The following is a 15,038-nucleotide window of genomic DNA, read 5'->3' as shown; positions in this document are numbered from 1 at the left end:
ACAACGGACTGTTCGATCAGCGCCGGCGGGAACCCCGGCCGCGGTGTCTTTCTCCCGTATCGCCAGTGTGCTGCCCCTGTGCGGCCCCGCACGCCCTGGGTAAGATCATCCGTGTCTTGGGGCGGCTTTCTGCGGGACCGGGGGTCTGCGATGACCGACGCGGTGTTACGGCCCGAGCTGGTGGGGCGGGCCGGAGAGAGGTCCTTGGTGGAGGCCGCGATCGCCGGCGGCCACCGCCTGGTGCTCATCGACGGGGAGCCGGGGGTCGGCAAGACCCGGCTGCTGGAGTACCTGGTCGAGCGGGCGGAGGCGGCCGGGCGCACGGTGCTGGCCGGCAGCGCCACCGAGTTCGAGCGGCTCGTCCCGTTCGGCGTCTACGTGGACGCCTTCACCCGCCTGTCCGACACCGCTCCCGAAGGCGGGCCCGCGGAGGCGGCGCTGGGCACACTGCTGTCGGCGGGCAAGGCCGACCAGCTCGATCGCTACCACACCTACCGCGGCATCCGGTCGTTCCTGGCCCGGCTGGCCGATGACTGCGGCGCCGTGGTGGCGCTGGACGACCTGCACTGGGCCGACGCGCCCTCGCTCGAACTGACCGAGTTCCTGCTCCGCCGCCCGCCGGCCGCTGGGTTCACGCTGGCCCTCGCCTGCCGCACGGGCACCGTCCCGCCCGTGGTCGCCGAGGCCGTCGCGCGGCGGGACCCGCACGTCACCCGGCTGAGCCTGGCCCCGCTCGACGAGGACGCGGCGGCGCTGCTGGTGCCGCCGCAGATGGACCCGGGCCGTCGGCGGCTGATGTACCGGGCCAGCGGCGGCAACCCGCTGTTCCTGCGGGCGTTGCTGGACGCCGACGACCGGCTCCTGAGCGAGCTGGCCGAGGGGCGGCCGGGCGCCACGCTCGCCCTCGAACAGACGCTGCTGGCCGTGCTGCGCCGGGAGCTGGACCGGCTCACCCCCGCCGGCCGGCGGGCGGCCCACGCGGCGGCGGTTGCCGGGGAACTGGCCTCGCCCGTCGTCATCTCCCACGTCGCCGAGCTGGACGCGGCGAGCGCCGCCGCCGCCGTGGACGAGCTGTGCCGGCACGGCCTCGGCACGCTGGCGGGCGCGCGGTTCGCCTTCCGGCATCCGCTGGTGCGGGCCGCCGCGTACGACACGTGCGGGGCGGCCTGGCGGGTGGCCGCCCACGCCAGGGTCGCCGGCCACCTGCGCCGCACCGACGGCTCGCTCGCGCTGCTGGCCCACCACACCGAGCGGTGCGCCGAGCCCGGTGACGAGCGGGCCGCCAGGACGCTGGGCGACGCGGGCATCGCCTACCTGGACTCGGCTCCGGCGACCGCCGTACGGCTGCTCCGCGAGGCGCTGCGGGTGCTGCCGGAGCGCGACGACCTCGTCCCGTACCGGGGCAGGCTGCTCACCGGGCTGGCGCGCGGCACCGGCGTGATGGGCTCGCTGACGGAGAGCCGGCGCATCCTGCACGAGGTCATCCACCTGCCGCCCGAGGTGGCCTCGGCCGCGGTGGCCTTCTCTTCGGTGATCTCGCGCATGCTCGGGCGGCTGGACGAGGCGCAGGCGCTGCTGAGCGCGCAGACCCGTAAGGCCGAGGGGCGGGTACGCGCTCAGCTGCTGGCCGAGCTGGCCGCCGTGGCGATGCTGCGCTCGGACCCCGGGGGCGCGAGGCGGCATGCGCGCGAAGCCCTCGCGCTGGTGTCGGAGAGGGCCGATCCCGCGCTGGAGGCGGCGGCGTACGCGCTCATGGGGGTGGCCTGCATGCAGGACGGCGACCTGGCGGCGGCGCGGGCGCACAGCAGGCGGGCCGGCTGGCTGATGGACAGCGCCTCCGACACCGCCCTCGTGCCGCACGTCGAGCTGATCGCGCCGCTGTCGTGGAGCGAGATCTTCCTGGACCGGCCTGCCGACGCCGAACGCCATCTGACCCGGGGGGTCGAGCTGGCCACGATGTCCGGGCGCAGCTACGCGATGCCGTACCTGCTGATCGGGCAGGCGCAGCTCAACGCCAGGGCGGGGCGGCTGGCGGAGGCCATCGAGATCGCCGAGCACGCCGCCGCGGCCTCCGAATACATCCGTAGCAGCGAGACGCTGGCGATGGCGCGGTGCGTGCTGCTCCTGCCGGTCCTGTGGCGGCACGGCATCGAGGCCGCCCTGGCGCTGGCCGGCTCGCTGGCCGCCGACGGACCCGGGTCCGCGTGGTGGCAGGCGATGGCGTACGTGCCGGTGGCCCGCGTACGGCTGGCCGGGCGGGCCGGGCCCGACCCCCGGCTGCCACCGGTCCTGACCCGCGACACCGAGGTGGAACGGCTGGCCGTGCAGTCGATCCGGGCCGGCGCCGACGGCGACGTGGCCACCGCGCTGGCCCGCTCGGCGGCGGCGGTCGAGGCCGCCGGCGACCTCCCGTACCGGCTCGGGCTCGCCCACGACGCCCGCGCCCGCGCGTTGAGCGGTCACGACGACCTGCCCGGGGCCGTGACCGCCGCCCGGATCTCCGTCGAGCGGTTCGCCGAGAGCGGCGCGGTCGTGGAGCGGGGCCTGGCCCATCAGCTGCTCGCCACCCTCCACGACCGGATGGGCGACGCGGCGGCCGGCCGCGCCGAGATCGGGCGGGCCAAGGCCGCCTATCGGGAGTCCGGGGCGGACTGGCTGGCCGGGCGGCTGACCCGGGTGGAACGGCGGCTGGCCGCCAGGGGGCAGCGGCACGCGGCGCGGGAGACGGCGCTGACCGGGCGGGAACGGGAGGTGGCCGAGCTCATCAGCCAGGGGCTGACCAACCGCGAGGTGGCCGAGCGGCTCCAGGTCAGCCAGAAGACGGTGGAGACGCACGTGTCGCGGATCTTCAGCAAGTACGACGTGCGGTCACGGGTGGCGCTGGCCCGGCGACTGGCCGGCGGCGACCTCCCGGCCGGACGGCCGGAGCCGCCGGCCGGCTCGTGACCGTCCGGCGGCTCCGGGGCGTTCCTACGCCCATTCCTCGTTGGTGATCTCTGTGATGTCGTCGTTGATGTGGATGCTGGGCGAGCAGGGGTCCGGGTGCGACTTGGTCTTGGAGAACTGGATCCAGAAGAGCTGGAGGGGCAGCCGGAGGCCGCCGCCGCTCACCACGGACGTCGAGACCTGCATGGAACCACCGCCGCCAGGCTCCACCTGGGTGGGCTTGCACGGGTCGCCGGTGGGCGTGTTCGTGGCCCCGCCGGTGCCGCCCGTCCCGGTCCCGGTACCGGAGCCGCTGCCGTCGCCCGAGCCGCCACCGTCGCCGGTACCGCCACCGTCGCCGGTACCGCCACCGGTGCTTCCGCCAGTGCCGCCGCCGGTGCCGCCGCCGGTGCCGCCGCCGGTGCCGCCGCCGGTGCCGCCACCCGAACTACCGCCGGTGCCGCCGCCAGGGACGGTGCTCGAACCGCCGTGCTCGCCCGGCTCCCCGGTCGGGTACGTGTACGTGGCCGGAATCCAGCTGTAGCCGCTTCCGTAGCCACCACCACCGCCGATGCCACCGCTGACCACCTGCGCCCCCGGAATCGCGGGGAACGGGATCGGGTCGGTCACGATGGTCACCGGGAACTTGGTCTCGCCGTTGGGGCGGATGTAGTGACAGATGCTGTCGATCTCGGCCCCCTCGCACATCAGCTCGGGGTGAGCAAGCGCCCATTCCTCGAATTCCCGCTCCGCCTCCGGGTCCTGCGCGTCGGCGATCGGGTTGGCGTGCACGTTGGTGAAGTCGGGCCCGTTCGGGAACAGGTCGGGGAACGCGCCGGCCATGAAGGTCGCCAGCGCCTTGCCGATCGCCACCGCGCCCGGCTCGTTGGGGTGGAAGCTCTCCTGGGCGATCTTGAAGACCTTGGTGTTGCCGATGAGCTCCTTGCGGACCTTCAGCCCGTTGAAGTACGGCGCCGCCTGACCGAGCTCATGTCCGGCCACCACGCTGGTGCCGTTCGGCCCGGCCGTGTTCGGGTCGAAGACGTGCAGCTTGACCGAGGGGTACCTGGCGCGGAAGTTCGCGACCGCGTCCTTGATCGCCTGGTTGACGGCGGCGGCGAACGGATACATCTGGTCCAGCGCGGCGCCGGTGATCTGGGTGATGCCGGCGTTGCCGGACGCCTTGACAGCCAGCGGATAGAGCGCCACGACGATCGCCGCCTTGCCCGCCTTGGCATGCGTGTCGACCAGGGCCTGCTCGACGTTCGCCGACACCTGCGGGATCCGCTTCAGCAGCCGCTTCACCTCGAGCTCCACGTCGCGCGCCTGGTAGTTCGGCATCGACGGATCGTGGATGTCCTCCTTCAGCCAGCCGACGTAGTGCGAGGCGATCGCGGACGACAGCAGCGACCCGAAGCCGGCGTCGTTGCCGCCGAGCCCGAAGTAGACGATGTCGGTGTCTGCGGGAACGCCGTCGAGCTGGGGCGGGTTGCGTACGACGCTGCAGCTCTTGTTCTCGCATTGCTGCTGCTTGAGGTGCTTGGTCTCGGCCCCTGACGAGGCGTTGAAGTGCATCTCGTCGCCGCCCCAGGTGGAGCGGATCTCCTGCGGCAGGATCGTGTACGAGCCGATCGGATAGCGGCCCTGCTGCAGGTAGGCCCAGGCCAGATGGGCGGGGGCGTACCCGGACTGGTGCTTGAACGACTCCGTGGGATAGCCGACGTAGACGCTGCCGTGGCTGGCGCCCTCGCCGCTGGTGTAGCTGTCGCCGACCGTCGCCCACTTGTAGGTGCGCTTCGTCGGCTCGGTGGTCGGTTCGGTGGTCGGTTCGGTGGTCGGCGGCGGAGTCACAGGGGGCGGGGGAAAGTTCGGCACCGGCTTGAGCGTCGGCTTGATCGGCCCTGTGGTCGGCCGGGGCAGGTTCGGCCCGGCGGAGGCCGGCCCGCCGGCCAGCACGGTCGCGACGATGGCGGCCACGAGCCCGACAAGGCCCAGCCGCCCGAGCAGGAGCCAGCGCCGTAACCGGTGGGGAGGTCGCATGGAGGCAGTTTCCTTTACGCCGGAGGGGACGAACGGGATGTCATACCGCAGGCATCCTCCGCCCCCGCGCGCTCCCTAACATCGGGTGCTCCCCACCCGACCACCCCGACTTTTGCCCTCAGGGGAGGGCGACCGGAGGTTGTCATCGTTCTCGGCTCACGACACCAAGACGCGTGGGCGGCCCGCTGCGGCGTCATTCCCCGTGAGCGAATCCTGGCCTTTACCACCGCTCCGCCCCGTCGGCTTGGTTGCCGTGGCAAGTCGGTCATCGTTTCAGGCAGCCCGCGCGGGCTGCTTCGCCGAAGCCGGCCCCTCACCGGTCCGTGCCCGCCGTTACCTGGTCTCGTACCGGACGGTTTCCGGGTAGACGGAGCCGCCTATGACGTCGGAGCGCTTGCACGTGGCGGCCGACACTCCCGGAGCGGACACCCAGGGACCCTCGGCGGTGTAGAACCTGTACCGGGGATAGATGGTGCCGACGATGCCGACACAATCGGCCAGCACCCTGAACTCGCCCGATCCGCCCGAGCAGGTGTAGCTGAAGTCGCTGGAGCCCGAGACGCCGGGCGAGCAGGTCGCCGGAGTGGCCATGGCCGGTGCCGGAAGGGCCGTGACGACCAGGGCCGCCTGCGCCGCGACGAGCAGGGCCACCGCGTGTCCTTTTCGTTTCATGCCGCCAGTGTCCGAGAACGACGACGGCCGCGTGAGCTCCTTTCCCCGCCCGCGAAAGACCACGGTCAGCCGGCGGGCCACCGGGGCTTCGGGCGTCCCGCGGGGTGCCGCGTATCCACCGTTCGGTGGAGGCGCGGATCAACCTCACCGCGGACGTCACGGTCGATGTGGCGGGGGGTGGTGCGTCCGTACCTTCGCCGTATGACCGCCTTGGACGTACGAAATCTGCACAAGCGCTACGGGGAGCACGTCGCCGTCGACGACGTCTCCTTCACCGTCGAAGAGGGGGAGATCTTCGGCGTCATCGGGCCCAACGGCGCCGGCAAGACGACGACCGTCGAGAGCATCGCCGGCCTGCGGACGCCCGACTCGGGCTCGATCTCCGTGCTGGGATTCGACCCGGTCAGGGACCGGGCGGAGGTGCGTGAGCTGCTCGGCGTGCAACTGCAGGAGAGCGGCTTCCCGGACGCGATCAAGGTCGCCGAGGCGCTCGAGCTCCACGGCTCCTTCTACCGGGACCCCGCCGACTGGCGCGAGCTGATGGAGCTCCTCGATCTCGGCGACAAGCGCGACACGCAGTACAAGGCCCTCTCGGGCGGGCAGAAGCAGCGGCTGTCGATCGCGCTCGCTCTGGTCGGCAATCCGAGGGTCGCGATTCTCGACGAGCTCACCACGGGACTGGATCCGCAGGCCAGGCGCGACACCTGGAGCCTCATCGAGCGGGTTCGCGACACGGGCGTCACGATCCTCCTGGTCACGCACTTCATGGACGAAGCCGAGCGCCTCAGCGACCGGATCGCGGTCATCGACGGCGGCCGGGTCGCCGCGGTGGACACGCCGGCGGGGCTGATCGCGCGGTCGAGCGCGGTGCAGCAGGTCCGCTTCCGGGTGAGCCGGCCGCTGGACAAGAGGGTGCTGACCGAGCTTCCCGACGTGACCGGGGTCGAGATCAGCGACGGCCGCTGGCTGGTGACCGGCAGGGGACAGTTGTTGAGCAGCGTCGCAGGGGCTCTGGCCAGGGCGCAGGTCGTGGCCGAGGATCTCCGCGTCGACCGGCGCAACCTCGATGACGCGTTCGTGGCCTTCACGGGACGCGCCCCGGAGTACCGCAACCTCTCCGAGCGGCGGGGTGAGCGATGAGCGCGCTGCTGAAGCTGGTCAAGGTCGAGACGAGACTCTTCCTCCGGGACTCCGCCACCGTCGTCTTCGGCGTGCTGTTCCCGACGGGGCTCCTGCTCGGGCTGGGCTCCATCCCGGCGCTCAGAGAGCCGTCGCCGGAAACCGGCGGGCTGCGGTCCATCGACGTCTGGGCGCCGACCGCGCTGGTGTTCGGGATGGTGATGATCGCCGTGCAGCACATCCCGGCGGTGATCGCGACGTATCGGGAGCGCGGCATCCTGCGCAGGCTGTCGACCACTCCGGCGCATCCGCGGAGTGTGCTGCTCGCGCAGATGATCGTCGCGTTCGCCTCCGTGGTCGTCTCGGCGGCACTCATGATCCTCCTCGCGTGGGCGGTGCTGGACATCGCTCCGCCCGAGCGGCCCCTGCAGCTCGCCGTCGCCTTCGTCGCCGGCTACGCGGCGCTGCTCGGGATCGGCATGATCTCCGCGGCCGTGGTCCGTACGAGCAGTGCCGCGAACCAGCTCGGAACCCTCCTGTTCGTCGCGCTGATGTTCTTCGGCGGAGCCTTCCTGCCCCGGGCCCTCATGCCCGAAGTGCTGCGCGAGGCCGGCGAGTTCATTCCGCCCGGGCTGCAGGCTCTCACCTCGGCGTGGTCCGCCGAAGCGGGCCAGATCACCGCCACCGCCGGTGGCCAGCCCTTTTGGCTGCAGATTGCGATAATGGCGGGGATCGCGGTGGCCGCGAGCGCGGTCGCCGCCAAGCTCTTCCGCTGGGAGTAGATGTCGATGACGCGGGATGCCGGGGCCGATGAGAGCCCGAGCTCCGGGACGCAACGGTCCGCCATCGCGGAAGAGGTGGAGATCGCCCATCGCTCCCGGCTGGCCTGGAAACAGGAGCAGCTACGGGTCTGGGACCTGCTGCACCTGATCACGCCGTGGCTGCTGCTGACGATCTCGACGGTGATCTATTTCTCGGGAGTGCTCCCGGCCTCCGGCGAACGCTTCTGGCCCCGGGGCGCCTCCGTCCTCGGGCTGGTCGCGGTCTCGGTGTTGTGGGTGCTGTTCGGTCACACGCTGCCCATCAAGAGGAGGAGGCTCCGGCCCGTGCCGGCGGGCGTCTTCCTCGTCGGGCTGCTGGTGCTGTGCGTCATCCTCATGACGTACTCCGACATCTTCCTCGTCTTCACCATCGCGGGTTTCTTCCACGCCTACCTGCTCAGGCCGTGGCCGTTGGGGGTGCTCGGGGTCCTGGCCACCTCCGTGGTCCTCAACGGCTCGGCGATGCGCGGGGCCGGCCCGGTGCCGGGCGTGCTCGCGGAGTTCATCCTGATCGTCACCGTGCAGACGGCGGCGATCGGGGTGGGCATCCTGCTGACGGCGCGCACGGAACCGGAGGAACGCAGGCGGGAGGAACTCGTCGAGCGGCTTGAGGCGGCACTGCACGAGAACGCCGGGCTCCACGCGCAACTGGTCGCCCAGGCCCGCGAATCCGGGGCGCAGGACGAGCGGCAGCGACTGGCCCGCGAGATCCACGACACGCTGGCCCAGGGGCTGGCCGGCATCATCACGCAGCTCCAGGCGGCGGAGCGGTCCGCGAGCGTGCGGGGCGAGCCGGAGGAGCACGTCGCGCGGGCACTCCGGCTCGCGCGCAGCAGCCTGACCGAGGCCAGGCGCTCCGTGCGGGCGCTCGCCCCCCGGGAGCTCGGGCGGGCGCACCTCCCCGACGCGCTGCGCACGCTGACCGAGCGCTGGTCGCAGGAGCAGGGGATCAGCGCGCGGGTGGAGGTCACCGGCGCCCGGGAGCCGCTGAGCCCGGCGATCGAGGTGTCGCTCTTCCGGGTCGCGCAGGAGTCGCTGACCAACGTGGCCAAGCACGCGCGGGCCTCGCGCGTCGGCGTCACGCTGTCGTACACGGGCGCCGAGGTGCTGCTGGACGTGCGGGATGATGGACGCGGGTTCACGAACGGGGCCGGCGCCGGCTTCGGCCTGACGAGCATGCGCCAGCGCATCAGAGGGGTGGGCGGTCACGTGGAGGTGCAGAGCGCGCCGGGTGAAGGCACCTCCGTCAGCGCGCGCGTCCCGGCGATCGCCCCCGGGGGCACGAGAACCGGAGGGGAGAACGGCCGATGATCCGGCTGGTGATCGTCGACGACCATCCGATCGTCCGGGGCGGTCTTCGCGACATGTTCGCCGACGCCGAGGACATCGTCGTGGTCGGTGAGGCCGGTGACGGCGCCGAGGGCGTCGAACGCGCGACGGCGCTGGCGGCGGACGTCGTGCTCATGGACCTCCGGATGCCCGGGATGGACGGTGTCACCGCGACCGCGGCCCTGCGCGAGCGGGCCCCGGGCGCCCGGGTGCTGGTCCTGACCACCTTCGACAGCGAGAGCGACGTACTGCCGGCGATCGAGGCGGGTGCGATCGGATACCTCCTGAAGGACGCCCTGCCCGACGAGCTGATGCGAGCCGTCCGCGCGGCCGCGCGGGGCGAGCCGGTGCTCGCGCCGTCGGTGACGCGGCACCTCATGGGGCAGGTCCGCAGGCCCGGCGCCGGCACACTCACCGACCGGGAGAAGCAGGTGCTGCAACTGGTCGCGAACGGGAGTTCCAACCGGGAGGCCGCCGCGGCGTTGTTCATCGGCGAAGCGAGCATCAAGACCCATCTGCAACACATCTACGACAAACTCGGCGTTCGTGACCGAGCGTCAGCGGTGGCCGAGGGCTACCGCCGCCGCCTGCTCACGTAGGTTCCTCTCCGGCTGTCCGATCGGGACGGGGACGCTCGTAGAAGAGGTGGGAGGCCGCCCGCGAGGGGCGCCCTCAACGAAGCGGCGAGAAGGGCGACGATCATGAAGCTGACGACTGTCACGAACGTTCGCCGGCGGGCCATCGTCGCCGCCGGATCGCTCGCCCGCGGCGGGGGAGGAGTGGCCGCCTGCTGCGCGCCCTCATGCCGGAGGACGGTGAGGTGGCCGGGCTGCCGGCGCTGATGCTCCTCACCGAGGCCCGCCGCGGCGCCCGGGTCTCGGCGGGCGGCGAGCTGGTCGCCCTGGACGAGCAGGACCGCGCGGCCTGGGACGCGGCGCTGATCGCCGAGGGGCATCGGCTGGTGCGCGAGCGCCCGGCCACCGGGACGCCACCGGGCCGCTACCAGATCCTCGCGGCGATCAACGCCGTGCACACCTCCGCCCGGCACGTACGCGACACCGACTGGCCGCAGGTCGTCGCCCTCTACGACCAGCTCGTCCGCCTCGCCCCCTCGCCGATCGTCGCACTCAACCGGGCCGTCGCGGTCGCCGAGCTCGACGGCCCGGAGGTGGCGCTGGCGATCGTCGACCGTCTTGACGGTGACCTGGCCGGCTATCATGCCTACCACGCCTACCACGGGACCCGCGCCGACCTGCTGCGCCAGCTGGGCCGGGGCCGGGAAGCCGGGGCGGCGTACGACAGGGCCATCGAGCTGGCGGGCACAACGCCGGCCTGGAGGGCTTCGTCCGCAACGCCGCCGCCGAGCTGCCGCGCGGGCTGCGCATCAACGTGATCAGCCCGGGCTGGCTCCGCGAGACGCTGGAACAGCTGGGAATGGACGGTTCCGACGGCACCCCGGCCGCCGAGGTGGCCCAGGCGTACGTCAAGGCGATCGAGGGCACCATGCAGGGCCGGACCATCGTGCCGTGAGGACCGGCCACTCCTGGTCCGGCACCAGCCGGGTCGCCCCCATGGCGAGGCGGGGCCGAAGGTTCGCGAGCGGATCGACGGGGTGATCGATTTGTGAGCGCGAAAGAAGGGCCTGGTCACTGACCCAGACCGTGGCGCTCGCTCGTTGCGCTCGGCGCGGGGCAGCTCCCGAAGTCGGCCAGGAGCGCCGCCCCCATGCGGTTGAGCGCCAGGATGTCCAGCACCCCGGTCATCAGCAGCGCGGGCGCCTGGCCGGGCATGTCGAGCATCATCCGCACAAAGCAAGTACTCCGGCGGGGCCGGAGAGACTTCCTGCCGGTTAATCGGGCCGGGATTCGCCTGCACGTCCCCCAATGTTCACAAATGCCACATAAGTTACCAATCCATGGCAATCAATGACGCATCTTCCGCCCTTCTGTCGCGCAGATCCCTCCTCACCGGCTTCCTGTCAGGAGCAGGGATCACCGTCCTGGGCGGCACTTCCGCCCAGGCGGCGAGCCGGCCGGAAGGGATCCGGCCGCGCGTCCTGATCGCGACGAACGAGCCGTGGGGCACGTACCACACCGCGCCGCTGCTGCCGCAGGCACGTCGGCAAGGGTGGGAGATCGTGCACCTGGTTCCCGACCGGTCCCAGATCAAGCCGGGCGACCCGGTCCCCGTCGCGACGCCCGACGAGGTCTCCCGGGCCGACCTGCTCGTGGTGACCGGGGCCGGCGACTGGCCCGCCGACTGCGCCGCACGCTTGCGCCGGTTGCCGCTCGTCGCCTCCTCGCTGGCCTACCAGCTGCCGCGGGAGGCGCCGCGGGCCGGGGAGTTCCGCGACCGGCTGCGGGCGATCACCGCGTCGTCGCCGGCCGAGGCCGAGGTGTTCGACGACTACCTGGGCACCCGCCGCGCGATCTCGGTCGTGGGCACCCCGCAGACCGACGCCCTGCCCAGGCACCGGCCGGAGGCGGGCACCGTCCTCGTGCTCACCAGCGTCACCAGGTCCGGCCAGACCGGCGGCTCGGCCCCCGGCACCGAACTGCTGCTGGCCGCGGCCGAGCGGCTCGCGGCGGCCGGCCGGCACATCCTGGTCGGCCTGCACCCGCGCGAGGACCGCTCGTTGTGGGAGAGGTACGAGATCAGCACGGTTCCGTCGGTTCAGGCGGCGGCGCGGGCCGAGGTCGCCATCGGCATCCCCGGGACCGTCTTCCCCGTGGTGGCGGCGGTGGGCGTGCCGCTGGTGGGCTGCACCGACCCGGCGCTGCAGATCCCCGGCTACCTGCTGAGCGTCTGCGCACGCACGATCACCACCGCCGACGAGGCGGTGAACGCCGTGGAGACGGCCGGGCCCGTCTCGCGCGAGGTCCTCTACGAGGCGGTGGGCCCGGTGGGCGGCTCGGCCAGGCGGCTGCTGAAGATATGGCGCAAGGCCGGGATCCGCGCGCACGTTGCAGGCTGACCGTTTCGGTGCCGGAGCGCGCCAGGCGTCGCCCAAGCCGGTTTCCCAAGGCATACGGGCAAGGTGACGGGGGTAGGAGCTGAACCGCGCCGGGTTTATGGAGGCTCCATGAAACCCGGACCGGTTCAACGATGGCACGCGAGGTTGCGTAGCCGAAATTCCTGCTTGTGAGCGGGGAACAATTTGTCGCACCGCATTTCCAGCAATGAGGGGACCTCACGGGCACCGTGACCGAGCCTTCAGGCCAGTACCCGAGCCGCCCCCACGGCACCTCGTCCACCCCCTCTGACACCACATCACCTCTCTTCAGGCCATGCTGCGCAAGCGGTGCTCACGTGGCTGGGCTTCGGCTGCACCGAGCGGTCGCCGCCGCGACGACCGCTCGGTGAGCGCGAATGGCCTGAGGCCGGGCAAGGTAGGCGGAGATGGTTCTGCTCTGCGCGAAGCCGGCGGAACGCGAACGCGCCATCGACCTATGGTGAGGTATGGCCTCATCCATGCCGTCGCGTCCAGCGATCAATCGGACCGTCCCCGAGCCGTCTCCGGCTCGCGAGCCGCTGTGGCGGCAGGCGCTCGGTGAGTGCTTGAGAGGGCTTCGCCATGAGCGGGGCGAGAAGCTGAGCGAGACGGCAAGCCGCGCCGGAGTCTCGCCGCAATATCTCTCCGAGATCGAACGAGGCGTCAAGGAGCCGTCGAGCGAAATGATCGCCGCGGTCGCCGGGGCGCTGGACGTGACCCTGGTCGATCTGACCCTTGCCGTTGCCGAGAGTTTGCGGCCTGCTCAGCAGGGCGCGTCGAGAGGCGCCACCTGCTCGGCGGCCTATGCTCTGGCCGCGTAGCGCGGCTTGCCGGGGTTGTTCACGGGCCTATGAACGCTCCTCGATGATCTGATCGATGAGCCCGTACTCCAAGGCCGCGGGAGCGGTGAACACGCGGTCGTGATCGGTGTCGGCGCGCAGGGTCTCGACCGTCTGGCCGGTGTGCCGTGAGAGTATGCGCTCGATGTCCGCCCGGACGCGTACGACCTCGTCGGCCTGCAGGATGAGATCGGGGATCGCTCCTCGCCCCTGGGCTGCCGGCTGGTGCAGGATGATCCGTGCGTGCGGGAGAGCGGCACGTTTGCCTTCGGCGCCCGCGGCGAGAAGCACGGCACCCACCGCGACGGCCTGTCCCACACAGGTCGTCGAGACCCGCGGGCGGATATGGCGCATGGTGTCGTAGATCGCGAGCATCGCGCTCGGGTCTCCGCCCTCGCAGTTGATATAGAACTGGATCTCCGCCTCGGGATTGTCCGATTCCAGGAAAATCAGCTGCGCGATGAGGGCGTTCGCGACGCCCGCGTCGATCGCGGTGCCCAGGTAGACGATCCGCTCGGTGAGCAGGTGCGAATAGACATCCATGATCCGCTCGCCACGAGGATTCGAGGCGATGACGTTCGGGATCGTATATGTGGTCACTGGCCGACTCCTTGGGTGACGCCGAATCCGAGCCGTGGGCGGTTTTGCGGTGCGATTTCGTCGAAGTTCTGCACGATGGCGTCGATGAAGCCGTAGTCCAGTGCTTCCTGTGCGGTGTACCAGCGATCGTGCAGAGAATCCTCGAATATGCGCTCGACAGGCTGGCCGGTGTCCTCGGCAATCAGACCGAGCACCGTGTCGCGCGTATGCCGAAGGTCGCCGGCCTGCAGTTCGATGTCGACCGCGGTGCCGCCGATTCCCGCCGAACCCTGGTGCATCAGGACGCGTGAGTGCGGCAGAGCGCGGCGCTTCCCACGCGCCCCCGACGACAGCAAGAACTGCCCGGCGCTGTAAGCGATACCCAGGACGAGGGTCGATACGTCACAGGGAATGAGGCGCATGATGTCGCGGATCGCAAGCATCGACGGGACCGAGCCACCGGGAGAATGAATCCACAAGGCGATATCGGACGACGCGTCCTCCGTGGCGAGTGCCATCAGCTGAGTGGCCAGGAGTGTGCCATTGTCGTCGTCGAGAGGGCCGTCGAGAACGAGAACACGCTGCTCATAGAGTTCGCGTCTCATTCGTGTGTTGAACAGCGGAAGTTTCGATTCTTCGCTCATGCGTCCATCTTGTGAGGTGATCCGGACCGGCGTCGACACGATCTGCCTGGGGCAGATCTGCTCTGAGCAGCGCGAGCTCCTGAGCAGGGACAACGCGTTACCGGCCGGAAGACGTCGGTCATCTGCGGCGTGACCTCGGAGATCGTGGTCCCTCACACCGCGCTCGACGCCCTGGCCGACGGCTATGACGTGATCGTCCTGGACCGCCTGGACTGCCTGGACTGCCTGGACTGCCTGGACTGCCTGGGCCGCCTGGGCCGCCTGGGCCGCCTGGGCCGTGCGCCGGCGACGGCCGCCCGGCTCGGCGAGACCGCCGGCCGCAGGGCCAGGGGACTTCCCGGCGTCACGGTCGAGGTCGGATGCGCCGGCGGTGGAGGCTTGCCCACGCTGCGCTGAACCCGGGTGGGCGCCGCCGAAAATGCGTTGCTGCGTCCATGATCGGTACCTACACTTCCCCCGTGCTCACGCCCGACTACCCGATCATGACCGAGCGCCTGCTCCTGCGCCCCTTCACGTCCGGCGATCTCGACGCCGTCAACGCCTACGAATCGCGCCCCGACGTCACTCGCTACCTCTACTGGGAGCCGCGCGACCGTGACACCAGCGCCGCTTTCCTCGACAAGAAGACCACCCGCAGCGCACTCCACGACGAAGGCGACGTCCTCGACCTGGCCGTCACGCTGCGCGACACCGGCGATCTCATCGGCAACTGCCTGCTCATCTGGACCAGCAGGGAACATCGCCAGGGCGAGCTCGGCTACATCCTGCACCCCGACCACCACGGCCACGGCTACGCCCCCGAAGCCTCCCGCGCCATGCTCCGCCTCGGCTTCGCCGGCCTCGGCCTGCACCGCATCGTCGGCCGCCTCGACGCGCGCAACACCGCCTCCGCCCGCGTCCTGGAGAAGCTCGGCATGCGCCGCGAAGCGACCCTCATCGACAGCGAGTTCGTCAAGGGCGCCTGGGCCAGCGAAGCGATCTACGCCATCCTCGAAACCGAATGGACGCCTTGACCGGCCCGGCACAGTTCTGGGCCCCGATCGCGTGAGCCGGGTGAGACTCATGATCACCACTGGCG

14 protein-coding genes and 1 pseudogene are annotated in these 15,038 nt (G+C 71.3%); 10 read left to right on the top strand and 5 right to left on the bottom strand.

What is annotated here, in order from left to right; translation table 11 throughout:
• Window positions 1-150: 150 nt before the first annotated feature.
• Window positions 151-2,946 (top strand): helix-turn-helix transcriptional regulator, encoded by a 2,796-nt coding sequence (locus IO39_RS16675; protein WP_043623011.1) that lies wholly within the window; start codon window positions 151-153, stop codon window positions 2,944-2,946.
• Window positions 2,947-2,970: 24 nt separating this feature from the next.
• On the opposite strand, the gene IO39_RS54480 is transcribed toward IO39_RS16675, so the two are convergent.
• Both IO39_RS54480 and IO39_RS16665 read right to left on the bottom strand, forming a co-directional pair.
• Window positions 2,971-4,965 (bottom strand): SGNH/GDSL hydrolase family protein, encoded by a 1,995-nt coding sequence (locus IO39_RS54480; protein ID WP_043623008.1) that lies wholly within the window; start codon window positions 4,963-4,965, stop codon window positions 2,971-2,973.
• A 333-nt stretch (window positions 4,966-5,298) separates the two neighbouring features.
• The gene (locus IO39_RS16665; RefSeq protein ID WP_157548448.1) at window positions 5,299-5,637 is read right to left on the bottom strand and encodes a hypothetical protein; all 339 of its coding nucleotides are present in this window, start codon (window positions 5,635-5,637) and stop codon (window positions 5,299-5,301) included.
• A 201-nt stretch (window positions 5,638-5,838) separates the two neighbouring features.
• On the opposite strand from IO39_RS16665, the gene IO39_RS16660 reads away from it, so the two are divergent.
• From IO39_RS16660 to IO39_RS16640, 5 genes are all read left to right on the top strand, one after another.
• Entirely contained in the window at window positions 5,839-6,777 is a 939-nt protein-coding gene (locus IO39_RS16660) for an ABC transporter ATP-binding protein (protein WP_043623002.1), read from the top strand.
• A complete protein-coding gene (locus tag IO39_RS16655) occupies window positions 6,774-7,538 on the top strand; it encodes an ABC transporter permease (protein WP_043622999.1) in 765 nt (254 codons plus the stop codon). The genes IO39_RS16660 and IO39_RS16655 overlap by 4 nt, the downstream gene beginning before the upstream one ends.
• Window positions 7,539-7,613: 75 nt before the next feature.
• Entirely contained in the window at window positions 7,614-8,888 is a 1,275-nt protein-coding gene (locus IO39_RS16650) for a sensor histidine kinase (protein WP_245642007.1), read from the top strand.
• A complete protein-coding gene (locus tag IO39_RS16645; protein ID WP_043622997.1) occupies window positions 8,885-9,505 on the top strand; it encodes a response regulator in 621 nt (206 codons plus the stop codon). Before IO39_RS16650 ends, IO39_RS16645 begins: the two co-directional genes overlap by 4 nt.
• Before the next feature lie 155 nt (window positions 9,506-9,660).
• Window positions 9,661-10,299 carry a DUF6596 domain-containing protein gene (locus IO39_RS16640; RefSeq protein WP_342671422.1) on the top strand — a complete coding sequence of 213 codons (639 nt, stop codon included), beginning with the start codon at window positions 9,661-9,663 and terminating at the stop codon, window positions 10,297-10,299.
• Between the two features lie 253 nt (window positions 10,300-10,552).
• Here the strand turns inward: IO39_RS16640 and IO39_RS54470 are convergent, their stop codons facing one another.
• The gene (locus IO39_RS54470) at window positions 10,553-10,708 is read right to left on the bottom strand and encodes an MmyB family transcriptional regulator (protein ID WP_157548439.1); all 156 of its coding nucleotides are present in this window, start codon (window positions 10,706-10,708) and stop codon (window positions 10,553-10,555) included.
• Between the two features lie 113 nt (window positions 10,709-10,821).
• On the opposite strand from IO39_RS54470, the gene IO39_RS16630 reads away from it, so the two are divergent.
• Both IO39_RS16630 and IO39_RS16625 read left to right on the top strand, forming a co-directional pair.
• Complete coding sequence (locus IO39_RS16630) at window positions 10,822-11,880, top strand: hypothetical protein (protein ID WP_052422980.1); 1,059 nt, start codon at window positions 10,822-10,824, stop codon at window positions 11,878-11,880.
• Between the two features lie 497 nt (window positions 11,881-12,377).
• Window positions 12,378-12,719 carry a helix-turn-helix domain-containing protein gene (locus IO39_RS16625; RefSeq protein ID WP_245642005.1) on the top strand — a complete coding sequence of 114 codons (342 nt, stop codon included), beginning with the start codon at window positions 12,378-12,380 and terminating at the stop codon, window positions 12,717-12,719.
• A 27-nt stretch (window positions 12,720-12,746) separates the two neighbouring features.
• Here the strand turns inward: IO39_RS16625 and IO39_RS16620 are convergent, their stop codons facing one another.
• On the bottom strand, window positions 12,747-13,337 hold the full coding sequence (locus IO39_RS16620) for a ClpP family protease (RefSeq protein ID WP_043622992.1): 591 nt from the start codon (window positions 13,335-13,337) through the stop codon (window positions 12,747-12,749).
• The gene (locus IO39_RS16615; RefSeq protein WP_043623335.1) at window positions 13,334-13,960 is read right to left on the bottom strand and encodes a ClpP family protease; all 627 of its coding nucleotides are present in this window, start codon (window positions 13,958-13,960) and stop codon (window positions 13,334-13,336) included. The genes IO39_RS16620 and IO39_RS16615 overlap by 4 nt, the downstream gene beginning before the upstream one ends.
• 111 nt (window positions 13,961-14,071) lie before the next feature.
• On the opposite strand from IO39_RS16615, the pseudogene IO39_RS56750 reads away from it, so the two are divergent.
• Window positions 14,072-14,356 (top strand): annotated as a pseudogene (locus tag IO39_RS56750) (hypothetical protein); the annotation flags it as partial.
• A gap of 62 nt (window positions 14,357-14,418) precedes the next feature.
• Complete coding sequence (locus tag IO39_RS16605; protein WP_043622985.1) at window positions 14,419-14,973, top strand: GNAT family N-acetyltransferase; 555 nt, start codon at window positions 14,419-14,421, stop codon at window positions 14,971-14,973.
• The last annotated feature ends 65 nt before the right edge of the window (window positions 14,974-15,038 follow it).

Origin of the sequence: Nonomuraea candida (assembly GCF_000725485.1) — a bacterium.
Taxonomy (GTDB): domain Bacteria; phylum Actinomycetota; class Actinomycetes; order Streptosporangiales; family Streptosporangiaceae; genus Nonomuraea; species Nonomuraea candida.
This window is presented reverse-complemented; position numbering and strand designations above follow the sequence as displayed.